The following is a 19,889-nucleotide window of genomic DNA, read 5'->3' as shown; positions in this document are numbered from 1 at the left end:
GGTCAGGCGCCGGGCTCGTGTTGCATCCGCCGCGGCGCGGGCTCGTCCAGGTGCTGCATCACTTCGCCGAGCGTGACCAGCCGGGCGACCGCCGAGGCGTAGTTCACGGCCACGAAGCCTCGGCCCTCCTGCCGCCGAGAGTTCGCGGCCAACCGGGCGAGGCGGACGTCCTCCTGCGCCTTCGCGAACTCGGCCTCAAGCCAGCGGCGGAGGTCGCTCACCGGGTCGCCTCCCGGAATCGGGTCGTGCGCCGGCACCGCGGGCAGTTGACGTGCGACAGGTCCATCACCTGCCCGGCGAATCGGCTCCCGGCGCCGGCCTCGCCCCAGCCGCGCTCGCCGCACAGCGACGTCAGCTCCGGGTAGTGGTGGTCCCAGCCGCCGAAACTGTCGTGGTGGGCGATCGTGTCCTCGGCGGCGTGGACGGTCGTCGACCCACGCTCGCACGCGGCCCGGGACGGTAGCAGCGCGGCGAGGTCGCCGGTGCGTTCGTAGACCGCGGTCACCGCCCCACCCCCTCGCGCAGCACCTCGCGGGCCAGCCGGACGATCTCCATGAGGTCGGCGAGGTGCGCCAGGTGCGCCTCTGTCATCCGCATCTGGCGGTCTGTGTCGTCGAGGCTGTCCATCGCGGCGGCGGCCCTGTCGAATAGCGCGGCGAGGCCCTCGGGGACCGGCGGGTGCATGAGTTCGATCAGCCGGGCGTCGGCGTGCCGGGTCCGCGGGTCGCCGGCCAGGACGGCGATCGCCTGCCCGGTGCCGCGTTTCGCGACCGCGCCGACGAGGGCGATGCTGTTCTTGCGGTTCGTCTCGCCGACGGACATCCACGGGCCGGGGGTCACGTCGACCAGGTGCCCGCGAACGTGCCCGGCGGCCCGGCGTAGCAGGTCGGCGTGCTCCCTGAGCTTCGCGTTCACCACGCACCTCGCTGCCGCCGGACCGCGTCGGCCTCTGGCGTGTCGATCGGCTCGATCGCCACCCAGCTCGTGCCGGCGGGCGCCCCGGTCCACGCCTGTATGTACCAGGAGCCGTCACCTCGGACCTTCCAGCCCAGCCCGGCGAGCTCGGCGACGGCGCGGTCCCGCGGCGACTGGTCCTCGGCGAGATGCCGGCTGGTGAACAGCATGCGGTGGACCATCTGCCCGGTGCGGGCGTACAAGCTCCAGCCGTTCCGGCCGAGGTTGTCGAGGACCGCGTATCCGTACGTCGAGGGGACGGCGCTCACCGGGCCACCCCTTCGGCGTCGAGGAGCGCTTTCGCCTCAGCGTGCGGACATTGCTCGCCCGGCTCCAGCGACAGGTAGCCGTGGGCCTGGCAGCCGCCGTGATGGTCGAACCAGCAGTCGTCGGAGTCGAGCAGGTCCCGGATGAGCCGGAGCAGTCTGCTCCGGTCCTCGCGGATCGCATCGCAGGCCACCTCCCAGCGGTCCTGCGCGGACCGCGTCTGCTCGGTGTGCAGGGCAACGGAGGCGTCCTCGAAACGGGACAGGAGGCGGTTGAACTCCTCGGCGTTCACGCGGACACCTCCTCGTGCTCGTCGCGTTCGACGCAGCAACGCATGCAGCGGTCGTCGACGCCGTAGGGCCGGTCGACCGGCACGAACTCGTGCGGCTTCAGCCGGCACGGGCCGCACAGGTCTTGGCCGCCGACGGACACCGGGTCGCGGCCCGGGTCGTCGTCCCACTGCTCGTTGATCTCCTCGCGGGCCTCCTCGACCGAGTCGAAGTGCCTGATACCGCCGTCCATGTCGACGTCGATGTTCTTGCCGCAGCCGTCACAGACCAGCAGGTAGCACGTGATCGTCTTCGCGCTCATCGAACCTCCTCCATCGCGAACGCCGCCCCTACAGCGGCGCCGATCGTCTTCACCGGCCCGCACGGCCACGGCTGGCCGCAGCCGCCGCAGAACGGCGTCTCACACCCGCACTCGCCGCCGAACACGGGCCCGTTCTCGCCGAAGCCGTGGAACACCTCGCCGGTGCCGCCGCACGCCCCGCACGAACCGGTCGGTGACGGGACCGGGCCGGGCGCCTCATGCCGCCAGTGCTCGACCAGCAGCGCCTCGAACGCGGCGATCGAACGGCTCAGCCGGTCGTGGTGACCGGTCCAGGCCCGCGCCGGCGCCAACTCCTTGCGCCAACGATCGAGCCGCCGCGCGACCTCCCGGACCTCACCGCCGTGCGCCGGGCAGCCCTCGACGAACGTCGGCGGGTCCGCGGCGAACGGGTCGTCGCAGGTGCAGGAGTCTTCCCAGTTCAGGCCGGTCACCGGGCGACCTCCGGCGCCAGCTGGAATACGTGGGCGAACCCGTCGGCGTCCCACACGAACCAGCCGCCGGGCTGCTTCACAACCCAGTCGCCATGCACAGCACCGTCGAGGCCGAGATCCAGCACCGAGTAGATGCCGGTCTCCGGCGAGCCGTCCACGCGGATGTCGGCGCCGCACCAGTCGGCGACCGCACCCCAGTCGGTGTCGGTCTCGTGCAGCCGGACCGCCTCGACGACATACGACGGGTCGGCCTTCATGACATAGCGGGTGTAGCTCATCGCGTTACCTCCGTCTGATCGATAGCGGCGTAGCGGGCCAGCACCGGCCGCAGCTCGGCGTCGACGCCGGGCAGCAGCAGATCCGCGTCGGCAAGCAACGCCAGGACCGCCCGTGCCTGCCCGACACTCCTGGATACGACAAGGTCATCGACGATCCGCGCGGCCTCGGCGAGGAGCGGCGACCGGGCTTCCATCCGGCGCTGCCACGAGACGAGCAGATCCCGGTGTTCGCGGCCGATGTCGGCCTGGTCGTGGCCGGCGACCGGGCTGGCGTCGACCTCATCGGCGAGCGCGATCAGACCGTCGACGACCGGCGCGCACGGGAAGGTGCCCCAGTTGTCGCGGTGGTCGCCGCACTCGCGGATCGACTCGGCGATCGCCCGCAGGTGCGCGGTGGGAATCCAGTCGGCGTACTCGTATAGGCCGGTCAGCCGGTACGGCGAGGACAGGGTCCGGGTGCCGCCCTTGTCGGACATGACGGCACGGACGCGGCGGCCCGGCACAAGCCGGGTGATCGGGCTTGCGGCGGTCATCGGCCCACCTCCTCAACCCGTTCAGGCGGGGCGCACGACCGCGCGTGTCCACCCCGCTCGCCACACCGGTCACACGTCGGCGGCCCGACCTCGGTCGGCACGGGTACCAGCAGCCACAAGTCGTAGCGGTCCGGCCAGCCCTCGGCGAGGGCCCGCGCGCGACGCTCAGCGACCCGCTTGGATGCTGCGCCCTCGTCCGTGTAGATGATGTTGCCGAGGGTCCGCTCGACACCCTCGGCGTCGGTGTGAACGACCACGAACCGGGCGTTCACCGCCCCAGCTCCTCGTCCAGCCGCCTCGGGCGCGTCCCCGCCGATGGCCTCGATGTCGAACGACCGGACCGTGTCGAGCGGGATGTAGGTGCGGGGGAACTTCCCGACGACGAGGCACCGCGACGCGTTGTCGATCTTCCAGCCGCAGTCCGGGCCGACCGGGAAGTACATGTGCTGGTGGTCGTGGTACAGGACGACCAGCTGGGTGCGGGCGGTCATCGTGGACCCTCCTGATCGACGCTGATCGGCATGAACCGCAGCGAGAACACGGCGAACACCTCGGCCTTGCGCTTCGCAGCCAGCGCGTCCGCCTCGGCGCGGGTGTCGCAGTAGCTGTACCAGCGGTCGCCAGGGTCGTCGGGGTCGCCGCCGCGAACCTCCCAGCGGGACTCCAGGTCGCCGAGCGCGAGGACGGCGTCGGCCAGTGCGCCCGTTGCGGCGTTCGGCCCGCAGGACCGCAGCGCCTGGACCAAGCGGCGACGGAGGAGCTCCTCGGGGGCGGTCATCGGGCCACCTCTACGAGCTCGCCGAGCGGCTCAGCCTTCGCCGCGTCGTACCGTCCGACGCCCCACCGGATCGCGTGGCACGCCCACAGGTACGACCAGTGCCACTCGGCAAGGTCCCACTCCCACGCGTCCACGAAACGGAACTCCTGCTCAACGCCAGCCCGGTCGGCGTAGCGGTACCTGAACCGCTGGAGGAACTCCTGCGCGCCGTCGGCGTCCTCGTGGTTGAACTCGTCGGTCAACGCCGCCTCGACCGCGGCGGCCAGGCCCGGCTGGTCATCGTCGACCGGCGCCAGGTCCACGTCGGCCTCGACGGCGTCGGTGACGTGCTCGTCGACGAGCAACCGGAACAGGTCCATCGAGTACGTCTCCAGCGCCCGGCGGTCGCCGACGAGCTTCTCCGCCCAGTAGCCGGGGTTGATGTCGCCGGCGCCGCGGAAGAACGCGAACATGTCGTCGGCGCGGCGGAACGTCAGCGCCGACTCGACGTCACCGGTGATCGTCAGATGCCCCGGCCAGGTGATCAGGTCGAAGCGGTGGATGGCGCGGCCGGGGGTCGCGCAGCGGATGTGCCGGTACAGGCCGTCGTCGTGGAGGATCGTCAGCTCGTGGCTGGCGGTCTCGCGGGCGAAACGCTCCTTCGACTCGGCGAGGAGCAGGGCGTGGCGGGCGTAGGACGTGGTCATCGGGTCACCGCACCGAGCCGGGTCAGCACCTCGGACAGCCGTTCCGCGTCCAGCGCGTGGAAGCGCCGCAGGTCCTCGGCCTCGTCGAAGCCATGGCGCGCGCAGCTGTCGGCGCCGCACGGGCAGCCGGTCGGGCCGGGCAGGAGCACCACGTGCCCCTCGGCGCACGCCACCCGCCAGCCGGCACCGTCCGGGTGGGCCGGGTCCGGCATCCACGAGTCGTCGGCGACGGTCAGCAGGCCGCGGGACAGCCCGATCGACGCCGTCCAGTCCAGAAACAGGTCGGCGTCACAGTCGGGCATCGGGCACTTGATCGGGTCGTACTCGTCGCGGCTCATCGGGCTACCTCCTTGTCGATCCGGATCTCCTCGACCGCACCGCCGTTGATCTGCACGACCTTGGTCCGGTAGTGCGCCTTCTCGGCCTCGGTCAGTTCGCGGGTGGTGGCCTTCGGGAAGCGGACGTTGACGAGGCCGAACCCGGCGGCCCACTGCCCGATCCAGTCGGTGTCGGTTTCGCCGTAGATGACCGCGAGAGCGGGCTTGTCGCGGGAGATATCGCCAAGCTTGTGGTGGGCGACTGTCGCCATCATGTAGCGGTCCGTGGGGAACGGGTCGTTGCTCATTTCGTCTCCTCGGGGGTCTCGGCCCGGAACCTCGCCCGGGCCTCTTTCGTCATCTCGCGCAGTTCGTCGCGGTTGTCGTCGTGCAGGCCCCACGCGGCGATCCGCAGCAGCGTCTGGAACGCCCACTCGGACGGGCCCAGCTCGTCGAGCTCGGCGCGCAAGCCAAGGTTGTCGGCCATCAGGCACCCTCCCGGAGCTTCACGCCGACCTGGATGAGGTCGAGCAGTTCCTGCGCCCGGTGCGGGTCCTTCGTCGCCAGCAGCCGCAGCGCGTACACCACGCCGCGCATGTCGTGCCCGCCCAGCGCCTTGTGGAAGATCGCCTCGACGTCGGCGGCGGACAGGCGGGCCGCCCACTCCTGCGCGGTCTCGGTGGCCATCAGGCGCCACCCGCCGGCGTCGCAGCGGCACCGCGGGTCCGCCACACCTCGTCCGGGTCGTAGTCGAGCGCGTCGAGGTACGCGGGCCGGCTGAACCCAGCCCGGTTGAACGCCGCGTCGCACCGATCCCGCAGCAGCAGGAACCAGCACCACTTGCAGTCGTTGCAGCACGGGTCCGCACCGCACTCTGATTCGAAGCTGAGCGTCAGCCCGTCGAGAATGTTGCGGACCTCGGACAGGAACTGCGCATCGACGGCGCCGCCCGGTGTCAGGCTCGCCCGGAGCCGCTGCACCGAGTCGACCTCGCGGACGTACAGCCAGTCGTGGATGCCTTCGACGTGGTCGCGGTCGTAGTCCAGGCTCAGGTCCCGGTGGTAGTCGCGGAGCTCGTCGCCGAGCGGGCGCACCACCTCCGGCGCTGCGGCCGTGTCCATGTCGAGGACCCAGTCGATGTCGTCGAGCAGGGTCGGGTCGATCTGGACAGCGCCGCGGTGGTGGCGGGTCACGGGGCTCATCGGGTCACCTCGGCCGCGATCTCGCCGATCCGCTGCGGGTTGAACACGAGCCGGTCCCGGTCGACGCCGAGCCGCTCGCACAGCAGCAGGAACGCCAGGTTCGCGTTCGTCATGTGGGAGCCGTTGCGCAGCGCGTTGTCGATCGAGCCGAGCATGTCGAGCACGTCCTGGTCGGCGAGGCGCTCCAGCTCGCACAGCAGCGCCTGCACGTCGTGGCCGACGAGGTGCCGCAGGTCGGCCTCGGCCGCCTCGTGGTCAGCGTCCGGCTCGAGGTTGCCGGCCAGGAGTGCCTCGGCGTTGCACTGCCGGCGGGAGATCAGGTCCGGGTCCAGGTCCGTCATCGGGCGCTCGTCTCGGTCAGCCCGATCTGCTCGGCGATCTCGCCCAGGTCGTGCCCGAAGTGCGGGGTGCCGTCGACGTCGGGGCCGAAGTCGTCCATGCCCGAGCCGAACGCGACGATCCGGCCGTCGGTGACGGTGGCGATGTTGAGGTCGTCGTGGTCGAACTGGGCGCTGGCCCAGCGGAGCGCCGTCTCGCGGCGGGCGAACTCACTGCTGACGCAGCGGTACTCGACGCCGTGGCCGGACTCGTTCAGCCACGCGTGCTGGGTGACGATCAGGAAGTAGGTTCTCATCGGGTCGCCTCCAAGGCGGCGTCGGGGTCAGGCGTGTACCAGTCGGGCGGCCCATCGAGGCGCGTGTAGGCGTGGGCGAACTCGCGCCCACCCGCCTTGCCCCAGGCGCGGCTGCCGTCGCGGCGGTGCAGGACGAAGGTGACGATCTGGTCGCCGGGGCCGTCGAGGTAGTCGCCATCGACGTAGGCGGCGCCGTCCGGGGCCTCCCACCACGAGCCGACCGGGGCAGGGCGCTCCACCCAGCCGGAAGGACGGGGGCGCCAAGCCGGGTCGTCGGGCTCGAACACGCCCACACAGTCACCGAGGACGCGGAGGATGTCGGCACCGTGTCGCTGGACGAGTTCGACACCGACGAGGGCGCCGTCGGTGCTGTCGTGCTCGTCCGCACGGTACGAGATACAGCCGACGAGCGGGCCGCGAATCTTCCGCGGCACGTCGATCGTGCACTCGCCGCGCGTCCACGAGTGCACGTAGCAGCCGTCGTCGAACGGGGCGCCGTCCGCATCGCGGGGCGACTCCTCGTGCGTGATCCGGTACGACCAGCCGGCGGCGTGCAGGGCGCGGATGAGGGCGGGAATCGTGGTCATCGGGCATCCACCGCCGCTGCGACGTCGCTGGTCAGCGGACCGAGCGCGCCCGTGGGCTGATTGACCGTAGCGTCGAATGCCTCGTCGAGGGCGCGGTGCCGCTTCCGCTTCCGTCCGTACCGGATGCCGTCGATTTGAACGGCCTGTTCATACGTCAGCTCACCTCGGTCAATCCTTTCATTCAGTCCGTTGTCGAGCACGGTCTGCAGCAGGACGTCGCCAGTCTCGGCGTCCCGGGGCGCCCCGAGGTCGATGAAGCCGCCGACGTACTCCATAGCCTCGACGTGCGTGATGCCAAGCGCCTTGGCTATGAACCCGACAGTCCGTTCGGCCATCCGGCCCTGCTTTGCCCTAGCCTTCTCGGCCAGGGCTACCGCCTCGTCGCGCTGAGCGCGCATTCGCTCTATCTGGTCTCGCAATTGCTGAACGACAGGTGTCACCGCCTCGCTGGCCGCAGTGCGGAGCGCCGCGATCTCGCTCTCCATCGCCGCCTGCCGGCGAGCCCAGGCATCGCGGTCCGCGGTCAGTTGCGCCTGGAGCTTCATCGCGCGGTCCATCGCGCCGTCGCGGTCCCGCTCCAGGTCTAACCATTGCTGGCGGGTCTCGGCCGCGCGGCCATGCTTGCCCTTCACGCCGCAACTCCGGCGGCGGCACGGGCGACGTCGAGAGTCAGCGGTCCGAGATGGCGTGGGCCAGTCTCGCTGGAGCTGTCCGAGCGGGCGGCGGCAATGAACTGCCGTGCAAACTCTCGGTACTCATCCCTGACCCCGTCCTCACGCCAGCGAAGGTTCTTTTCGCCGTTACCCATCCCGACGCCGAGGCCGAGGCGGTAGGTCGGACCACTGCTGCGGACCCCTGCGTCGAAGTCGGAGATTGGCGACGTGAGACCGTCATCGAAGTTGACTGGGCCTAGCCGGTCGAGTTGCCGAGCCCGACACACGCCCGCGATAAACCCAAGTGCGGTAATCGAGGAGAGTCCATACTCGGCCATCAGTGCCCGCGCGATGTTGATTTCAAGCTGCGCCGTCTCAAGCTGGGAGGATCTGATCGCATCCTCCAATGCCTCGGCGTACCGCCGCGCGCGCTCCAGCTTGAGCCGAAGGTCTTCCGTCTCGGGCGAGGTCGCCTCCGTCGCAGCCTCGCGCAACATGCGAAGCTCACGACTCGCGGTCTCCGATTCCCTTTGCGCTCTTTCGCGCTGCTCCGCAAGCGCCGTCTCGGCTCGGACGGCCCGCGCCAAGGCACTGTCGCGCTCCGACTCGATCGCCGAAACGTCGCGACGAACCGCCGCCGCCTGTGAGTGCTTGCCTTTCACACTTGCCTCCCTGGCGCCGGAATGGGACGGAAACTACGGGTACCGCGGTGCTGGGCGCTGGCTGGCGCCGACTTCATCAGGGCCTCGATTCGCTGGAGTTCTTCGCGGCGAAGCTCGACGAGTTCGGCAGCGACGCGAGCCTCGTGCTCGCGCGCCGCTGCCTCCTTCTTCTTGGCAGCCCTTGCGGCGGTCTTGGCCTCGGCCCGTTCAAGCCGCTCCTCGGCCGAGCGAAGGCGGCGCTGGGCCCGCTCATAGTCGAGCATCAGCTTGTTCGTGGAACGGTCGACCTCCGCCTGGTACTCCGGCGTGATCGGATCGCTTCGGAACGCTCGTGCCGGCACGTTGTGCTTGAGCTTCATGCTGTAACACCCGCACGTCGAGCCTCGCTGAGCGCCGAGACGGCACGGTCTCGCTGCCCCTGAACGCGTCGCAGTTCGCGGCGCAGGGCTTCAACTCGGGGTGAGGTGCCTTCAGCGAGCTGGGCGCGCAGGATCTGCACCTCGTTGCCCCAGTTGGCAAGGGCTTGGTCGCGCTCATCGCGCGCCTCGTTCCGGTCTTTGGTGAGCTGGACGATCTGGCGGCGGTATGCCTGTTCAAGGTCTTCGTTCACAGGAAGTTCCGTTCGTTGTGGCGATCAGGGGTTGCGCTTGAGGCGGCGAGGAGTAGATGGCCGTTGTGGCTCCGGAAGGTGCCGTCAGCCGATGTGGAGAATGTGGAGATCTCCACATTCGGCGGGTCGCGGTGATCGAAAATCACGCAGATCGACGTACCGCGATCGATGGCACTGAGCTGTGAAAACACGTGTCCTTGTCGTAAACGGGGCGACTCGCGTAGCGCGCGCGGACATCCGGGAGATGTGGAGATCTCCACATCTCCACATTTCTCCACTCCGCGGACGGCGCTCATACCGGCCGCGCCGAACCCGGACGCAACGCCCTGTTGTCCAAGCTCACCCACTGCTGCGCAAGCGCATGCTCCAAGCCCACGTCGAAGAACGGGCGGTCCTCGGCGGACATGGCCCGCTTCGTCGCACCGTGCGTTGCCTCGCCCCGCTCGTGGATGCGCCGCCCAATCCAGCGGGCAATCCGCTCGGCGCGAGCATCAACGGTTCGGCGGGCAACGTGCGCCTTCTCCTCGCGGTCGACATGCGCCGCTGTTTGCTGCGCGGCAAGCATCTGCGCCTGCCGCCGGCCGAACTCGACCATCCGGTCGCGGGTCTCGCACGACGTCGTCCACAGCACCTCGGACAGCTGCCAGTCCTCGTCGCTGACCTCCATGCGCCCGTCGATGACGGCCAGCAGGGCGGCGAGCTTGCACCGCATCAGGTCAACGTGCGAGTCGAGCTCTTCAACGACCTGTTTCCCGCGCACGACGTCGACCCGGCGTGCCCAGAGCTGGTCGGCGATCCACTTCGGTCCGCCGATCGTCCCGGTGATCGCCTGGCCGCTGTCATCGTGCAGTGGCAGCCAGAACGGGCGCTGTGCGTCAGGGCGAGTTGACGGCAGCGACGGGTCGATCGCCGATGCCCACAGGAAACGCTGTGGTGTACCGGGCCCGCCGTCGCCGAGGAGATCCTGGACCGTCTTCGGCTGGTAGCCGATGACCATCCCGCACGAGTAACTGCGGCGAGGGATGAGCCGGGTCGTTTCGTCACGTGCGTTCTGCTGGCCGAGCGGGCCGCCGACCCATGCGGTGCGGAGCGCCTGGCCGATCGTTGCACCCTGCCGTTCCTTCATCATCTTCGTGAGGGTTTCGCCCTCGTCGAGGTAGTAGAAGACGTTGTGCCGGACCTGCGCGCGGACCTTCTCTGTCTTCGGGTCGCCCTTGTTCGCGTTGGCGCTGTTGCGGGTGTGAAGCTCGCCGGTCTCACGTTCGGCGGTGCCCATGTAGGCCTCTGCGAGTCCTTCGCCGGTGCCAAGGGGGATGCCGTCCTTGAACTTGTCGGGGTCGATGTTGCCGTCGGCGTCGACGAGGTAGGCCGGCGCGATGACGATCTCCTGGCCGACCTCGACGGCCTGGCTCTTGCCGCCGCCGGACGGGCCGACGGCACCGCCGAACAGGTTGAGGCTGCCCGGGCCGCGGCCGAGGTCGAAGATCAGCTTGGGGCTGACCATCGCCGAGGTGCGGCACATGACGGTGAGCATGGCTACGTCTCCACTGCATCCGTTGCGCCAAGCCGCTTGGCGGATGGCGCGGAATCTTTCGCGGGCTTCCCAGAACTCTTCGGGGAGGTTGGCGACGGCGTGCATCAGCTCGCGCTGCTCGGCCTCGCTCAGCGGCGTTTCGGGGGGAGCTGGTTCATCCGCCCGGTCGTCCGGTGGCTCCATGTCGACGCCCGCTTCGTAGGCGTCCCAGAGGTCGGGGTCCCATGGTGAGGCGCCATCGGGCTGGTTGACTTCGGGTGGTGCGGTCATGAAGTCCCCCGTGTGCCGCCCGCCCGCGGGCACGGGGTATCGCGGGCGGGCGGCACCTTGTGGTTGTGCACGGTCAGACCGCCGCCGGGCGCTTCACGCCGAGGAGCGCGCGGGCGTCGCGCAGCTGCTGGCGGAGATCGCGCAGATCGGAGCGGTTGAGCTGGTTGCGGCGGATGCGCCTGGCGCGGCGCCGGTCGCTGGCCGACTCGGCAGTGTCGGCGCTGGCGAGGTTTGTGCCGCGGTTGGTACCGTGATGGACAGACACGACGGAGGCTCCTTCCGTTGGGCCCGGCGCACAGGTGGTTGCACACCTGCCGGGCCAATGTCGTTTCTGGGGTCAGGCCGCGATCGCGGCTTCGATCTCCTCGTCCGCGTCGTCGATCTCGCGGATCTCCAGCACCTCGTCGAGGCTCAGCGGCTTGCACCTGTAGCGCTTCGCGAAGAGTTCGATGCCGGCCATGAGTTCGGTGATGGTTCGCACGCCGACGCGCCGCCCGCCGCTGGTCGCGTTCCAGAAGCTCTGGTACGGCACGTGCAGCAGTTCGCTCTGCTGGCGCCGGTTGAGCTTCTTCACGCCGACCGCCGCGGTCAGACGATCGATCGCTTCGGGGCGGAGGTAGATGCCTCGCGTCATGTGCTCAATCTAGCATTTCCGGATGTGGAAATTCCAGAGATGGGCGGGCCGGATTTCCAGATCTGCCCGAACGAGGGAAGATGGCCGCGTGGGGGACAAAAACGAGCCGAAGACGCCAGCCGGGCACTACCTGGAAGCCCGCATGAAGCAGGTCGGCCTACAGCGGAAACTCGACCTCGCTCTGGCTGCTGACGTGTCGCCGTCGACGATCACCCGGCTGTTCTCCGTCGCTACCTACCGGCCCGACGTCGGCAACGTGCGGAAGCTCGCGGCAGCCCTGCAGGTGAGCCCAGACGAGCTGATGGCAGGCATGGCTGGCGAGGCAGCCGCCGCACCGGAGCCGCCGGCCCTGCCCCCACTCGCCGCCGAGCTCGGCCGGATGCTCGCCGACGACTCGCCCCTGTCGGAGCGTTCACGGCAGGCGCTCGCCGCGCTCGTCGACCGCGTCATGGACGGCAGCCGGCGGGAGATGCGCGGCGGCCCCGAGGCGGACATCGCCGTGGTCCTCACCGAGGGCGAGACGGAGCGGCACATGCTCGTCCAGGTCAAGGACTCCCCGCAGCCCCCTGTGGCGCCGCCGTTCGCATCCCTCGCCTGGCTGGCCTCGGACGGCTCGCCGATGGAGGACGATGCCCGTCAGGCGCTGCGGCAGCTGCTGGCGTCGGCGTTGCGTCTCGGCCAGCAGGCGATGCTGTTGCACGACGAGCTGTACGGGCCGCTCGACGACGGGGACCTGCGGCGGGGCGGGCTGGCGGGGCGGGCACAGGTGCCGGCGCCGAAGCGGGACGCGACAGACGTGGTGAGCGGCCGACACGCCACCTCCGGTTGAATCGATGAGACAACATCGCGGCCTGCTGCTACCGTGACCTCTGCTGTTCCTATGTGAAGCCACACGGTTACTTCTCTGGCTGAAAACACCGTGCGGCGTCTTGTTCTCGGGACGGCCCACAACTTCACGAGCGGGGCCTGTGCGCAGATGAGGAGTTCTTCGCCTCTTAAGCGGGTTGTCGCGGGTTCGAGTCCCGCTGGTCAGGCGAAATCCTGGCTGTAGCTCAGTTGGCAGAGCACCTACGATCGCCTCACCGATTGGTTCTCGGCCCCGCTCAGAAGTGCGTGTGCCTCCCCATGCGAAGGGTTGAGGCAGTGTCGAAGTTCAACGTCAGGGACACCCGCGCGGCATCCGGGACCGGTCCGATCGTCTCTGAGCAGCGCCCGACGGGCGTGACCCACGAGGGCGGCGCCGGCTACGCCCGCGACGTCAGGTCGGGGCTGTTCCTGCTCGCCGTGGCCAACATGGTCGGCGAGGCCACGTTCTACGAGTCCGCCGGCGGACGCGACTCCCGGTACGTCCAGCTCGTCCACGAGGCCGCGGTAACCGACCCGGCATGGACGGCACAGTTCCTCGGCTGGCTCCGCGGCGCCGGCAACATGCGCACCGCGTCGATCGTCGGTGCCGCCGAGTACGTCCGCAGCCGCCTCACGCTCGGCGGCGGCGACCAGGCCCTGCCGGCCGAGGCCCGGAACCGTGCGGTCGTCGCGTCGGTGCTGCAGCGCGCCGACGAGCCCGGCGAGCTGCTCGCCTACTGGACGTCGCGGTACGGCCGGAAGATCCCGATGCCGGTCAAGAACGGTATCGGCGACGCGGTGCAGCGGCTGTACACGGAGCGGTCGCTGCTCAAGTACGACACGGCGTCGAGGGGCTGGCGGTTCGGTGACGTCATCGACATGACCCACCCGAAGCCGTCCGCGCCGTGGCAGGGCGACCTGTTCAAGGTGGCGCTCGACTGGCGGCACGGCCGCGACGACGTGAAGCTGCCCGGCAGCCTGTCGACGCTGGTCGCGAACCTGCAGCTGCGTCTCGACGCCGCCGCGGACCCGGTGGTGCTGCTCGACGCCGGACGGCTCGCCGAGGCGGGCTGGACGTGGGAGAACGCCCTGTCCCTCGCCGGGTCGAAGCTGGACAAGGCGAAGCTGTGGGAGGCGTTGATCCCGGCCATGGGGTACATGGCGCTGCTGCGGAACCTGCGCAACTTCGACGAGGCCGGCGTCTCCGACACGGTCGCCGACCAGGTCGCGGCACGACTCTCCGATCCGGAGCAGGTGGCGAAGTCGCGGCAGCTGCCGATGCGGTTCCTGTCCGCGTACCGGGCGGCGCCGTCGCTGCGCTGGTCGTACCCGCTCGAGCAGGCCCTCGGCCACTGCCTCGGGAACATTCCGCGGCTCGGCGGCCGGACTCTGGTCCTTGTCGACACGTCCAGCTCGATGAACGAGGCGTTCTCCAAGGACGGCACGCTGATGCGCTGGGACGCCGCGGTCGTGTTCGCGGTCGCCCTGGCCCAGCGGTGCGCGGCGGCGGATGTGGTGTCGTTCTCGTCGATGCAGCAGTACTGGGGCGATCCGGCAGGCGCGAAGACGAAGCCGTTCGACATGCGCGGCGGCGAGTCGCTGCTGCGGGCGATCGACCGGTGGAGGTCGGGCGGCTGGTTCCTCGGCGGCGGCACCGACACGGCGGGGGCGCTGCGGAAGCACTACGCCGGCCACGACCGTGTTGTGATCGTCACCGATGAGCAGGCGGGTGTGGACGGGTCGGAGGTGTCGCAGTCAATGCCGCAGGACCGGCCGCTGTACACGTGGAACCTCGCCGGGTATGAGCGCGGGCATGCCCCGTCGGGCCGGAACCGGTGGACGTTCGGCGGGCTCACGGATGCCGGCTTCTCGATGATCCCGCTGATCGAGAGCGGGCGCGAAGGCGCCTGGCCGTGGCAGGCGGCGGTGAGCTGACTCGCGATGCACGACGCCCCGGACCGCTCGTTACGCGGCCCGGGGCGAAGGCGGGCGGCTCCGGGGCGCCTCAACCGAACGGTGTCGGAAGGGTCCGACAGCGGACCTGGCGTGATCCCCGCGAGCTGCGGCGGGACGTCGGCCGGCTGTACCGCCGCGGCGGGTGACGCGGTTGCCCGCGCCAGACGGCCGTCCGTCCCGAGGCCAGACTACGCGTAGCCGGGCCGGTCAGCCGCCGGCAAGGCTATTCGGATCACGGAACTCGCTGCACTGCCGGTTCCGGCACTTCTCGTTCGGCCGCCACTGGTCGGTGTTGACGCTGTTGCTGACGTCGACCCAGCCGAGCTCGCGGCGGCTACCGCACTCAGGGCAGGGCGTCGGGCGGTACCGGTGTCGGTCGGCGGCCGTGTAGATGGGTTCGTCCATGGCGGCGACGCTACTCACGATTGAATGACGTGCGGACGGCCGAGTAGGGCTCCACCGCTCCGGTCGTTACGGCACCTGTTCAGGTGGCCGTTTCGGCATCTTGGCGCCGGGCTTGCGCAGCCACCAGTCGAGGAATTCGCGGACGAGTTCACCGACCGAGGTGCCTTCAGCCTTGGCGCGCCGGATTGCCGCGTACCAGGTGTCGTCAGGTACGCGCACCGAACGGTGCTGAGTTTTGGGCTGGTCAGGCACATCGCCGACTCTATCGGGTGTACGTACAGATCCACAACGAACAACTCTTTGGTGTACGTACCCGGAGAGGTATGGTGTACGTACACCTGCGAGCTTGGAGCTGCGAATATGACCAACCTGTCCCGCCACCTCGTCAGCCGCGACCGCGCCGGCCGCCACCTCTACCGCTTCCCGAACGGCCAGGAGGTGTCGGTCATCCCCGACCCGGGCACCCCGCTGCGCTGGGAGCTGCTCGCCTACGGCGGCAGCGGCAACCCCGAGGTGAACCTGACCTCCGAGCAGGCCGAGAAGCGGCTGGCCGAGATCGCGGCGGAGCCGATGCCCGAGTGGGACGGCAAGTCGTGACCGAGCTTCCCGAGACCGTCACGATCTCCACCGACGAGTACCTGGAGCTGGTCGAGTCCAGCCTGATGCTCGACGGCCTGCTCACCGCCGGCGTCGACAACTGGACCGGCTACGACCACATCGACCGGGCCGCGATCCGCACGGGCGTGGCCAACGCCGAGGCGGCCCTGATCGCGAAGGGGAACGACCGGTGACGATCGCCAACATCGAGGCTGAGATCGGCGTGCACCTCGCCGCCATCGCCGACCTGCGCGGACGGGGGGCCCGTGCGCTCGCCGACTACGGCGCGTCCGGCCGCGAGATCATGACGTGGCTGCGGGTCCGTGGGCTGTCCGACGCGGAGGCGAGCACGCTCTGCGTCGACATCATCCGGGAGCGCCGGGCCGCTGCGGGGCTGACCTCGTGACCTCCACGATTGACATCCCGGTCGCCGCCTGCGAGGTCCGCCCCGGTGACCGCCTGGTCCCCGCCCGCGGTAACGTCCGCCTCGTTCGCGAGGTCGAGCACCGCGACCGTTCCCTCATCACCTGGCCGGGCTTTGAGCGGATGGTCGTCGACGACCTCGACCCGCACGAGCCGGTCACCCTGCGCTGCCCCACCGAGCCGACCGACGGGTGGGACTACTACGCCGGACGGCAGCCGGGCACCGTCCTGCCCTGCTCCTGCATCTACCGCCGCGGCGCCGAACCCGGCAACTGGGTGCGGGCGATCACCGTGCCGGGCTGCGCCTGGTGCGACCCCAGCGACGAGGAGGACTGACCGTGGCCGAGTGGACGGTCGACGTGCCGGTGACCGGGTCGATGACCGTCACCGTCCATGCCGACACCGAGGACGAGGCACGCAACCTTCTCGCCAACGGCGAGTACACGCCGGACGGCACCCTGTGCATCCAGTGCTCCGGCTACACCACCGAGGCGAACAAGTTCCCCGTCCGGTTCAGCCTCGACCTCGACCCGATCGAGCCGCCCGACGAACTCGACCTGTACACCCGCGAGGAGGACTGACGTGGACGAGACGGTGAAGCTCGACATCCGCATCGAGATCAGCCAGCACGACCCGGAGTACGACACGGAACTGACCGTCGACCAGTGGAATGCGCTCACCGACGCCGAGCGCAGCGCGATCTACCAAAACGCTTGGAGTGCACTCGCGGAGCGCGACAACGGCGGTGTCCGTGTCGTCACCGAAGGCGCCGAGGGCCTCTGATGGGCACGCTCGCCGACATCCGCAAGGCCGCCGACGCCGACGTACACGTTGGGCCGTCGGACTGCCCTCCGGGGCACTTCATCGTCACGGCGAAGGTCCTGGGCGTCATCACCGACTACCTGTGCGCCGGCGGGCCCGGCGACGACACCGCGGCGATCGTTGGCCGGATCGAATACCCGCCGCCGGGCGGCGAGCGCCGGGCCGTCGCCTACCGGGGCGACGGCATCAAGGGCGGCCAGTGGCTGACCCGGCCGTGGGAGTACGCATCCGAAGCGTTCAAGGAGATGACCGCACCGTGACCTACGACATCTACGGCATGCGCCACCCCGACGTGGACCGTCTCGTCGCCGAGCAGATCCGCGACATGATGTTCCCGGTCCGCTGCACCTGCGGGCAGGTCTACGACCTCGGCAAGGTCGAGGTGACGGCCCGGTACACGGACTGCTCGATGTGGAAGGCGCCGTGCTGCGGCCGTCAGGCCGACGACCGGGGCGAGACCGGGTGGAAGTCGACACAGGACTACTACCGGCTTGACCGCGACGGGCGCGTGGTGCGGCGATGAAGGCCTGGTGGAACGGGCTCGACAACGACGTCAAGCAGATCATGTTCGTGGTCGGCACATTCCTGGCCAGCCTGTACCTGGCGACGATCGGGCTGTGGGTGGCGACCGGCTACCCGTGGGCGTTCGTGACCGTCGCGTGCGTGTCCGGTGCCCTGTTCAGTCTGTTCGGCCTGGTGAAGCTCGCGGAGGCAGTGTTCCCGACGAAGGAGACCAAGCGATGACCGACCAGTCCCCGCTCGCCAAGGCTGAAGAGGCGAAGCGCCGCCGCGACATCGGCGGTGAGATCGGCGCCCTCATGGCCGGCGCTGATGCGCTCGCCCGCCAGCCGTGGGCGCCGCTGCGCCCCGGCGACGTCGTGCTGCTGTACTCGCCCGCGGCCAACGGTGCGCCAGCGCTCGGACAGACGTACCTGGGCGTCGACGAGACCGACGTCGACGGGCACGCGATGATGCGCGAGGTGTCCCGCACCGTCGAGGAGTTCGCGGAGGATGGCCTGGCGTCGTTCTGCGAGCTTTGGTTCGAGGCCGGGCCGGGTGCGCTGACCGTCATCCGCGCCGGTGCCGTCGTGTACGGCACCCCGGCCCGCGACGTGAGGGCGGGGCGATGACCGACTACCTGTACGACCCGCCGGAGTTCGAGGCGGCGCTGCTGCGGTATGCGGAGGTGCGGTCGTGATCGACCCGGCCGCCCTCGTCGCCGCCCTGACCGCCGCCGGCTTCACGACCGTCGGCGGCCGGTCCGGCGCCTACACGCGCATGGGCTGGCCGCCGCACCTCGGCGAACGCGGCACCCTCGTCGTGTCGATTGACCCGACGGCACCCGAGCACGAGTCGATGACGGCATCGCTGCTGCTGCAGCTGCGGCGCTCCGCCGAGGCCGGCGCTGCGGCCGGGGCTGTGCTGGCGGCGCTCGGCGAGGAGGTGGCGGCGTGAGCGAGTCCGCGACCTACACCACCACCTGGTACGACCTGTATCACCACCTCGCGGCGACCGGCGGCACCATGACCGTCCGGGGCGTCCCGGAGCAGCTCGACTGCGAGCCGATCGAGTGGGTGGCGTCGGCACGAGGCCTGAACCGCTACGACGGTGACGGCGAGTCGACGGCCACCTGGTACCCGGACGCCGGCGATGTGCTGCTGGCTCCCGAGTCGATCCCGGTGCAGCCCCGGAAGCCGCGATGCGCGGACGGTGTCGCCGAGGCGGCTCGTCTGCTCCGTCAGGCCGCCGAGGGGCGCCTCGAATACCTGGCGTCGTGCCCCGACCAGCGTGCCCGTGACGTGCTGGAGACCGAGGCGAGCACGCTCCGGCACGCGGCCGACGTCGTCGAGGGTGACCTGACGCCGTTGTACGGCTGGCTGCCGTCGTGGCGGTGGACGGACGAGATGACCGCCGCGGCGCGGGAGCAGTCGTGACGACCCGGGACATGGACGCGCTCACCCCCTCGCAGCGGGACGTGCTCGGCGCAATCGCGATCGGCCTTGACAGCGGCCATCCGTACGAGGTGCTGGTGGCGCTCGCGGAGAAGGGGCTGATCGTCGGTCACCACGAGCGCGCGGCCGGCTGGCCGCCGGTGGTCGTGACCCGCTGGGAAGTGCCGCTCGACGTACACATCCGGTGGGCGGCGTGGTGTTCGGCGCAGCCCGACGAGGTCAACGAGTGATCGTCGACGGTGACGAGCCGATGACGGAGTACGCGGTCACCGTCGCCTACCCGCCCGGCCACGGTTCGCAGTGGGCTGGCGAGACGGTGCTGATGTCGACCGGCGGCGACCTGTCGATGGCGCTGCGCCGAGCGAACGTCCACGAGGAGAACGGCGCCGAAGTCCATGTGCTGAGGCGGTCGTGGCGCCCGGGGAAGTGGGAAGGGATCTGATGGCCGCGCCTCTCCTTGACCGCTGGGTCGCACGTCGCGCTGGGTTCGTGCTCGTGTGGCTCGGCCGGCGCGCCCACGCCCGCGGCGACCTGCACGAGTTCAACCACATGCGGGCCGCGATCGAGGCGGGCAACTCGGCGCCGTGCGACCGCGACGGGCGCTGCCATCTGCAACGCAACCTTGAGGAGAAAGAGTGAAGCTGATCTTTGCAGACTGCGAGACCACCGGCGTTCAGCCCGACCGGCACGGCCTGTGGGAGCTGGCGCTGATCGTCCGCGAGGACGGCAAGCCCGACGCCGAGTACGCGTGGCAGGTGCGGCCCGACCTGACGACCGCCGACCCGATGGCGCTGAAGATCGGGCGCTACTACGAGCGGGCATACCGCGTCAGTGATCTCCCGGTGGGAGGCGCCTTCGAACTCGCCCATCCCACCGGCGAGAGCCCGGTGCGCGTGCTCGTCGAGGACATCGCTCTGGACATCGCGGCGATGCTCGACGGCGCCACGCTCGCCGCCGCGAACGTGGCGTTCGACCGGGACTTCATCGCCGCGTTCCTCCGCGCCAACGGCCAGGCCCTCGCCTGCGACTACCACCTCCTCGAGATGGAGTCGTACGCTGCCGGCGCGTTCGGCTGGAAACCGCCGTGGAAGCTCGACCGACTGCTGGGCGCGTTCGGGGTAGTGCTGCCCGAAGCGGATCGCCACACTGCCCTGGGGGATGCCCGCGCGGTCCGGGACCTCTTCGACGCCGTGCTGGCGCTGCGCGGCCCGGCGGTGGCCGCATGATCCGCACCGTCGCCGACGCC

The 19,889-nt window shown here is 70.0% G+C and carries 48 protein-coding genes; 18 read left to right on the top strand and 30 right to left on the bottom strand.

The features are described from left to right. Positions 1–2: 2 nt before the first annotated feature. The 28 genes from ACQEVU_RS57980 to ACQEVU_RS57845 all read right to left on the bottom strand — a co-directional run bounded on the left by ACQEVU_RS57980 (position 3) and on the right by ACQEVU_RS57845 (position 11,642). Positions 3–221, bottom strand: a complete 219-nt coding sequence (locus ACQEVU_RS57980; protein WP_433339658.1) for a hypothetical protein — start codon at positions 219–221, stop codon at positions 3–5. After that, on the bottom strand, positions 218–505 hold the full coding sequence (locus ACQEVU_RS57975) for a hypothetical protein (RefSeq protein ID WP_433339657.1): 288 nt from the start codon (positions 503–505) through the stop codon (positions 218–220). The genes ACQEVU_RS57980 and ACQEVU_RS57975 overlap by 4 nt, the downstream gene beginning before the upstream one ends. Next, a complete protein-coding gene (locus ACQEVU_RS57970; protein WP_433339656.1) occupies positions 502–915 on the bottom strand; it encodes a hypothetical protein in 414 nt (137 codons plus the stop codon). The genes ACQEVU_RS57975 and ACQEVU_RS57970 overlap by 4 nt, the downstream gene beginning before the upstream one ends. Continuing rightward, entirely contained in the window at positions 912–1,223 is a 312-nt protein-coding gene (locus tag ACQEVU_RS57965) for a hypothetical protein (protein ID WP_433339655.1), read from the bottom strand. The genes ACQEVU_RS57970 and ACQEVU_RS57965 overlap by 4 nt, the downstream gene beginning before the upstream one ends. Further along, on the bottom strand, positions 1,220–1,513 hold the full coding sequence (locus tag ACQEVU_RS57960) for a hypothetical protein (protein ID WP_433339654.1): 294 nt from the start codon (positions 1,511–1,513) through the stop codon (positions 1,220–1,222). Before ACQEVU_RS57960 ends, ACQEVU_RS57965 begins: the two co-directional genes overlap by 4 nt. Further along, the gene (locus ACQEVU_RS57955) at positions 1,510–1,812 is read right to left on the bottom strand and encodes a hypothetical protein (protein ID WP_433339653.1); all 303 of its coding nucleotides are present in this window, start codon (positions 1,810–1,812) and stop codon (positions 1,510–1,512) included. The genes ACQEVU_RS57960 and ACQEVU_RS57955 overlap by 4 nt, the downstream gene beginning before the upstream one ends. Beyond that, positions 1,809–2,264: a hypothetical protein gene (locus ACQEVU_RS57950; protein WP_433339652.1), complete on the bottom strand. Its 456-nt coding sequence runs from the start codon at positions 2,262–2,264 to the stop codon at positions 1,809–1,811. The genes ACQEVU_RS57955 and ACQEVU_RS57950 overlap by 4 nt, the downstream gene beginning before the upstream one ends. Continuing rightward, positions 2,261–2,542: a hypothetical protein gene (locus ACQEVU_RS57945; RefSeq protein WP_433339651.1), complete on the bottom strand. Its 282-nt coding sequence runs from the start codon at positions 2,540–2,542 to the stop codon at positions 2,261–2,263. The genes ACQEVU_RS57950 and ACQEVU_RS57945 overlap by 4 nt, the downstream gene beginning before the upstream one ends. Then, positions 2,539–3,075 (bottom strand): hypothetical protein, encoded by a 537-nt coding sequence (locus ACQEVU_RS57940; RefSeq protein WP_433339650.1) that lies wholly within the window; start codon positions 3,073–3,075, stop codon positions 2,539–2,541. Before ACQEVU_RS57940 ends, ACQEVU_RS57945 begins: the two co-directional genes overlap by 4 nt. Then, a complete protein-coding gene (locus ACQEVU_RS57935; RefSeq protein WP_433339649.1) occupies positions 3,072–3,566 on the bottom strand; it encodes a hypothetical protein in 495 nt (164 codons plus the stop codon). Before ACQEVU_RS57935 ends, ACQEVU_RS57940 begins: the two co-directional genes overlap by 4 nt. Continuing rightward, positions 3,563–3,853, bottom strand: a complete 291-nt coding sequence (locus tag ACQEVU_RS57930) for a hypothetical protein (RefSeq protein WP_433339648.1) — start codon at positions 3,851–3,853, stop codon at positions 3,563–3,565. Before ACQEVU_RS57930 ends, ACQEVU_RS57935 begins: the two co-directional genes overlap by 4 nt. Beyond that, positions 3,850–4,539 carry a hypothetical protein gene (locus ACQEVU_RS57925; protein ID WP_433339647.1) on the bottom strand — a complete coding sequence of 230 codons (690 nt, stop codon included), beginning with the start codon at positions 4,537–4,539 and terminating at the stop codon, positions 3,850–3,852. Before ACQEVU_RS57925 ends, ACQEVU_RS57930 begins: the two co-directional genes overlap by 4 nt. Further along, on the bottom strand, positions 4,536–4,877 hold the full coding sequence (locus ACQEVU_RS57920) for a hypothetical protein (protein ID WP_433339646.1): 342 nt from the start codon (positions 4,875–4,877) through the stop codon (positions 4,536–4,538). The genes ACQEVU_RS57925 and ACQEVU_RS57920 overlap by 4 nt, the downstream gene beginning before the upstream one ends. Further along, entirely contained in the window at positions 4,874–5,164 is a 291-nt protein-coding gene (locus ACQEVU_RS57915) for a hypothetical protein (protein WP_433339645.1), read from the bottom strand. Before ACQEVU_RS57915 ends, ACQEVU_RS57920 begins: the two co-directional genes overlap by 4 nt. Beyond that, positions 5,161–5,343 carry a hypothetical protein gene (locus ACQEVU_RS57910; protein ID WP_433339644.1) on the bottom strand — a complete coding sequence of 61 codons (183 nt, stop codon included), beginning with the start codon at positions 5,341–5,343 and terminating at the stop codon, positions 5,161–5,163. Before ACQEVU_RS57910 ends, ACQEVU_RS57915 begins: the two co-directional genes overlap by 4 nt. After that, on the bottom strand, positions 5,343–5,543 hold the full coding sequence (locus ACQEVU_RS57905) for a hypothetical protein (RefSeq protein ID WP_433339643.1): 201 nt from the start codon (positions 5,541–5,543) through the stop codon (positions 5,343–5,345). Before ACQEVU_RS57905 ends, ACQEVU_RS57910 begins: the two co-directional genes overlap by 1 nt. After that, positions 5,543–6,058, bottom strand: coding sequence for a hypothetical protein (locus tag ACQEVU_RS57900; protein ID WP_433339642.1), 516 nt, complete (start codon positions 6,056–6,058; stop codon positions 5,543–5,545). Before ACQEVU_RS57900 ends, ACQEVU_RS57905 begins: the two co-directional genes overlap by 1 nt. Continuing rightward, a complete protein-coding gene (locus ACQEVU_RS57895) occupies positions 6,055–6,399 on the bottom strand; it encodes a hypothetical protein (protein WP_433339641.1) in 345 nt (114 codons plus the stop codon). Before ACQEVU_RS57895 ends, ACQEVU_RS57900 begins: the two co-directional genes overlap by 4 nt. After that, complete coding sequence (locus tag ACQEVU_RS57890; RefSeq protein WP_433339640.1) at positions 6,396–6,692, bottom strand: hypothetical protein; 297 nt, start codon at positions 6,690–6,692, stop codon at positions 6,396–6,398. Before ACQEVU_RS57890 ends, ACQEVU_RS57895 begins: the two co-directional genes overlap by 4 nt. Continuing rightward, positions 6,689–7,279, bottom strand: coding sequence for a hypothetical protein (locus tag ACQEVU_RS57885; protein ID WP_433339639.1), 591 nt, complete (start codon positions 7,277–7,279; stop codon positions 6,689–6,691). Before ACQEVU_RS57885 ends, ACQEVU_RS57890 begins: the two co-directional genes overlap by 4 nt. Next, the gene (locus ACQEVU_RS57880; protein ID WP_433339638.1) at positions 7,276–7,911 is read right to left on the bottom strand and encodes a hypothetical protein; all 636 of its coding nucleotides are present in this window, start codon (positions 7,909–7,911) and stop codon (positions 7,276–7,278) included. The genes ACQEVU_RS57885 and ACQEVU_RS57880 overlap by 4 nt, the downstream gene beginning before the upstream one ends. Beyond that, positions 7,908–8,594 (bottom strand): hypothetical protein, encoded by a 687-nt coding sequence (locus ACQEVU_RS57875; protein WP_433339637.1) that lies wholly within the window; start codon positions 8,592–8,594, stop codon positions 7,908–7,910. Before ACQEVU_RS57875 ends, ACQEVU_RS57880 begins: the two co-directional genes overlap by 4 nt. Continuing rightward, positions 8,591–8,953, bottom strand: coding sequence for a hypothetical protein (locus ACQEVU_RS57870; RefSeq protein WP_433339636.1), 363 nt, complete (start codon positions 8,951–8,953; stop codon positions 8,591–8,593). Before ACQEVU_RS57870 ends, ACQEVU_RS57875 begins: the two co-directional genes overlap by 4 nt. After that, the gene (locus ACQEVU_RS57865; RefSeq protein WP_433339635.1) at positions 8,950–9,204 is read right to left on the bottom strand and encodes a hypothetical protein; all 255 of its coding nucleotides are present in this window, start codon (positions 9,202–9,204) and stop codon (positions 8,950–8,952) included. Before ACQEVU_RS57865 ends, ACQEVU_RS57870 begins: the two co-directional genes overlap by 4 nt. Then, positions 9,201–9,395 (bottom strand): hypothetical protein, encoded by a 195-nt coding sequence (locus tag ACQEVU_RS57860; protein ID WP_433339634.1) that lies wholly within the window; start codon positions 9,393–9,395, stop codon positions 9,201–9,203. The genes ACQEVU_RS57865 and ACQEVU_RS57860 overlap by 4 nt, the downstream gene beginning before the upstream one ends. A 101-nt stretch (positions 9,396–9,496) precedes the next feature. Next, entirely contained in the window at positions 9,497–11,008 is a 1,512-nt protein-coding gene (locus tag ACQEVU_RS57855; RefSeq protein WP_433339633.1) for a hypothetical protein, read from the bottom strand. Positions 11,009–11,081: 73 nt separating this feature from the next. Next, positions 11,082–11,273 (bottom strand): hypothetical protein, encoded by a 192-nt coding sequence (locus ACQEVU_RS57850; RefSeq protein ID WP_433339632.1) that lies wholly within the window; start codon positions 11,271–11,273, stop codon positions 11,082–11,084. A gap of 72 nt (positions 11,274–11,345) precedes the next feature. Further along, positions 11,346–11,642, bottom strand: a complete 297-nt coding sequence (locus ACQEVU_RS57845) for a hypothetical protein (protein WP_433339631.1) — start codon at positions 11,640–11,642, stop codon at positions 11,346–11,348. Between the two features lie 88 nt (positions 11,643–11,730). On the opposite strand from ACQEVU_RS57845, the gene ACQEVU_RS57840 reads away from it, so the two are divergent. Together ACQEVU_RS57840 and ACQEVU_RS57835 are read left to right on the top strand one after the other, a co-directional pair. Beyond that, entirely contained in the window at positions 11,731–12,471 is a 741-nt protein-coding gene (locus ACQEVU_RS57840) for a helix-turn-helix domain-containing protein (protein WP_433339630.1), read from the top strand. 314 nt (positions 12,472–12,785) lie between these two features. Continuing rightward, a complete protein-coding gene (locus tag ACQEVU_RS57835; RefSeq protein WP_433339629.1) occupies positions 12,786–14,423 on the top strand; it encodes a TROVE domain-containing protein in 1,638 nt (545 codons plus the stop codon). A gap of 228 nt (positions 14,424–14,651) precedes the next feature. On the opposite strand, the gene ACQEVU_RS57830 is transcribed toward ACQEVU_RS57835, so the two are convergent. Both ACQEVU_RS57830 and ACQEVU_RS57825 read right to left on the bottom strand, forming a co-directional pair. Beyond that, a complete protein-coding gene (locus ACQEVU_RS57830) occupies positions 14,652–14,849 on the bottom strand; it encodes a hypothetical protein (protein ID WP_433339628.1) in 198 nt (65 codons plus the stop codon). Positions 14,850–14,915: 66 nt separating this feature from the next. Next, positions 14,916–15,101, bottom strand: a complete 186-nt coding sequence (locus ACQEVU_RS57825; RefSeq protein WP_433339627.1) for a hypothetical protein — start codon at positions 15,099–15,101, stop codon at positions 14,916–14,918. 108 nt (positions 15,102–15,209) lie between these two features. Here ACQEVU_RS57825 and ACQEVU_RS57820 point away from each other — a divergent pair, with 108 nt between their 5' ends. From ACQEVU_RS57820 to ACQEVU_RS57745, 16 genes are all read left to right on the top strand, one after another. After that, on the top strand, positions 15,210–15,446 hold the full coding sequence (locus ACQEVU_RS57820) for a hypothetical protein (protein WP_433339626.1): 237 nt from the start codon (positions 15,210–15,212) through the stop codon (positions 15,444–15,446). After that, the gene (locus tag ACQEVU_RS57815) at positions 15,443–15,640 is read left to right on the top strand and encodes a hypothetical protein (protein WP_433339625.1); all 198 of its coding nucleotides are present in this window, start codon (positions 15,443–15,445) and stop codon (positions 15,638–15,640) included. Before ACQEVU_RS57820 ends, ACQEVU_RS57815 begins: the two co-directional genes overlap by 4 nt. After that, the gene (locus tag ACQEVU_RS57810; RefSeq protein WP_433339624.1) at positions 15,637–15,852 is read left to right on the top strand and encodes a hypothetical protein; all 216 of its coding nucleotides are present in this window, start codon (positions 15,637–15,639) and stop codon (positions 15,850–15,852) included. Before ACQEVU_RS57815 ends, ACQEVU_RS57810 begins: the two co-directional genes overlap by 4 nt. Continuing rightward, positions 15,849–16,205 carry a hypothetical protein gene (locus ACQEVU_RS57805; protein ID WP_433339623.1) on the top strand — a complete coding sequence of 119 codons (357 nt, stop codon included), beginning with the start codon at positions 15,849–15,851 and terminating at the stop codon, positions 16,203–16,205. The genes ACQEVU_RS57810 and ACQEVU_RS57805 overlap by 4 nt, the downstream gene beginning before the upstream one ends. Before the next feature lie 2 nt (positions 16,206–16,207). Then, positions 16,208–16,450: a hypothetical protein gene (locus tag ACQEVU_RS57800; RefSeq protein ID WP_433339622.1), complete on the top strand. Its 243-nt coding sequence runs from the start codon at positions 16,208–16,210 to the stop codon at positions 16,448–16,450. A 1-nt stretch (position 16,451) separates the two neighbouring features. Then, a complete protein-coding gene (locus tag ACQEVU_RS57795) occupies positions 16,452–16,652 on the top strand; it encodes a hypothetical protein (RefSeq protein ID WP_433339621.1) in 201 nt (66 codons plus the stop codon). Next, complete coding sequence (locus ACQEVU_RS57790) at positions 16,652–16,951, top strand: hypothetical protein (protein WP_433339620.1); 300 nt, start codon at positions 16,652–16,654, stop codon at positions 16,949–16,951. The genes ACQEVU_RS57795 and ACQEVU_RS57790 overlap by 1 nt, the downstream gene beginning before the upstream one ends. Then, on the top strand, positions 16,948–17,214 hold the full coding sequence (locus ACQEVU_RS57785; protein ID WP_433339619.1) for a hypothetical protein: 267 nt from the start codon (positions 16,948–16,950) through the stop codon (positions 17,212–17,214). Before ACQEVU_RS57790 ends, ACQEVU_RS57785 begins: the two co-directional genes overlap by 4 nt. Beyond that, on the top strand, positions 17,211–17,435 hold the full coding sequence (locus ACQEVU_RS57780) for a hypothetical protein (RefSeq protein WP_433339618.1): 225 nt from the start codon (positions 17,211–17,213) through the stop codon (positions 17,433–17,435). Before ACQEVU_RS57785 ends, ACQEVU_RS57780 begins: the two co-directional genes overlap by 4 nt. Continuing rightward, positions 17,432–17,821: a hypothetical protein gene (locus tag ACQEVU_RS57775; protein WP_433339617.1), complete on the top strand. Its 390-nt coding sequence runs from the start codon at positions 17,432–17,434 to the stop codon at positions 17,819–17,821. The genes ACQEVU_RS57780 and ACQEVU_RS57775 overlap by 4 nt, the downstream gene beginning before the upstream one ends. A gap of 64 nt (positions 17,822–17,885) precedes the next feature. Then, the gene (locus ACQEVU_RS57770; RefSeq protein ID WP_433339616.1) at positions 17,886–18,146 is read left to right on the top strand and encodes a hypothetical protein; all 261 of its coding nucleotides are present in this window, start codon (positions 17,886–17,888) and stop codon (positions 18,144–18,146) included. After that, on the top strand, positions 18,143–18,625 hold the full coding sequence (locus ACQEVU_RS57765) for a hypothetical protein (protein ID WP_433339615.1): 483 nt from the start codon (positions 18,143–18,145) through the stop codon (positions 18,623–18,625). Before ACQEVU_RS57770 ends, ACQEVU_RS57765 begins: the two co-directional genes overlap by 4 nt. Further along, positions 18,622–18,873 (top strand): hypothetical protein, encoded by a 252-nt coding sequence (locus tag ACQEVU_RS57760; RefSeq protein ID WP_433339614.1) that lies wholly within the window; start codon positions 18,622–18,624, stop codon positions 18,871–18,873. Before ACQEVU_RS57765 ends, ACQEVU_RS57760 begins: the two co-directional genes overlap by 4 nt. Beyond that, the gene (locus ACQEVU_RS57755) at positions 18,870–19,085 is read left to right on the top strand and encodes a hypothetical protein (protein ID WP_433339613.1); all 216 of its coding nucleotides are present in this window, start codon (positions 18,870–18,872) and stop codon (positions 19,083–19,085) included. The genes ACQEVU_RS57760 and ACQEVU_RS57755 overlap by 4 nt, the downstream gene beginning before the upstream one ends. 47 nt (positions 19,086–19,132) lie before the next feature. Continuing rightward, complete coding sequence (locus ACQEVU_RS57750) at positions 19,133–19,282, top strand: hypothetical protein (RefSeq protein ID WP_433339612.1); 150 nt, start codon at positions 19,133–19,135, stop codon at positions 19,280–19,282. Then, a complete protein-coding gene (locus tag ACQEVU_RS57745) occupies positions 19,279–19,869 on the top strand; it encodes a 3'-5' exonuclease (RefSeq protein WP_433339611.1) in 591 nt (196 codons plus the stop codon). The genes ACQEVU_RS57750 and ACQEVU_RS57745 overlap by 4 nt, the downstream gene beginning before the upstream one ends. The last annotated feature ends 20 nt before the right edge of the window (positions 19,870–19,889 follow it).

Source organism: Dactylosporangium sp. CA-139066 (assembly GCF_050936175.1).
In the GTDB taxonomy this organism is placed as follows: domain Bacteria; phylum Actinomycetota; class Actinomycetes; order Mycobacteriales; family Micromonosporaceae; genus Dactylosporangium.
Note: the sequence above shows the minus strand (reverse complement) of the source record. Positions and strands in the feature narration are given on the sequence as shown.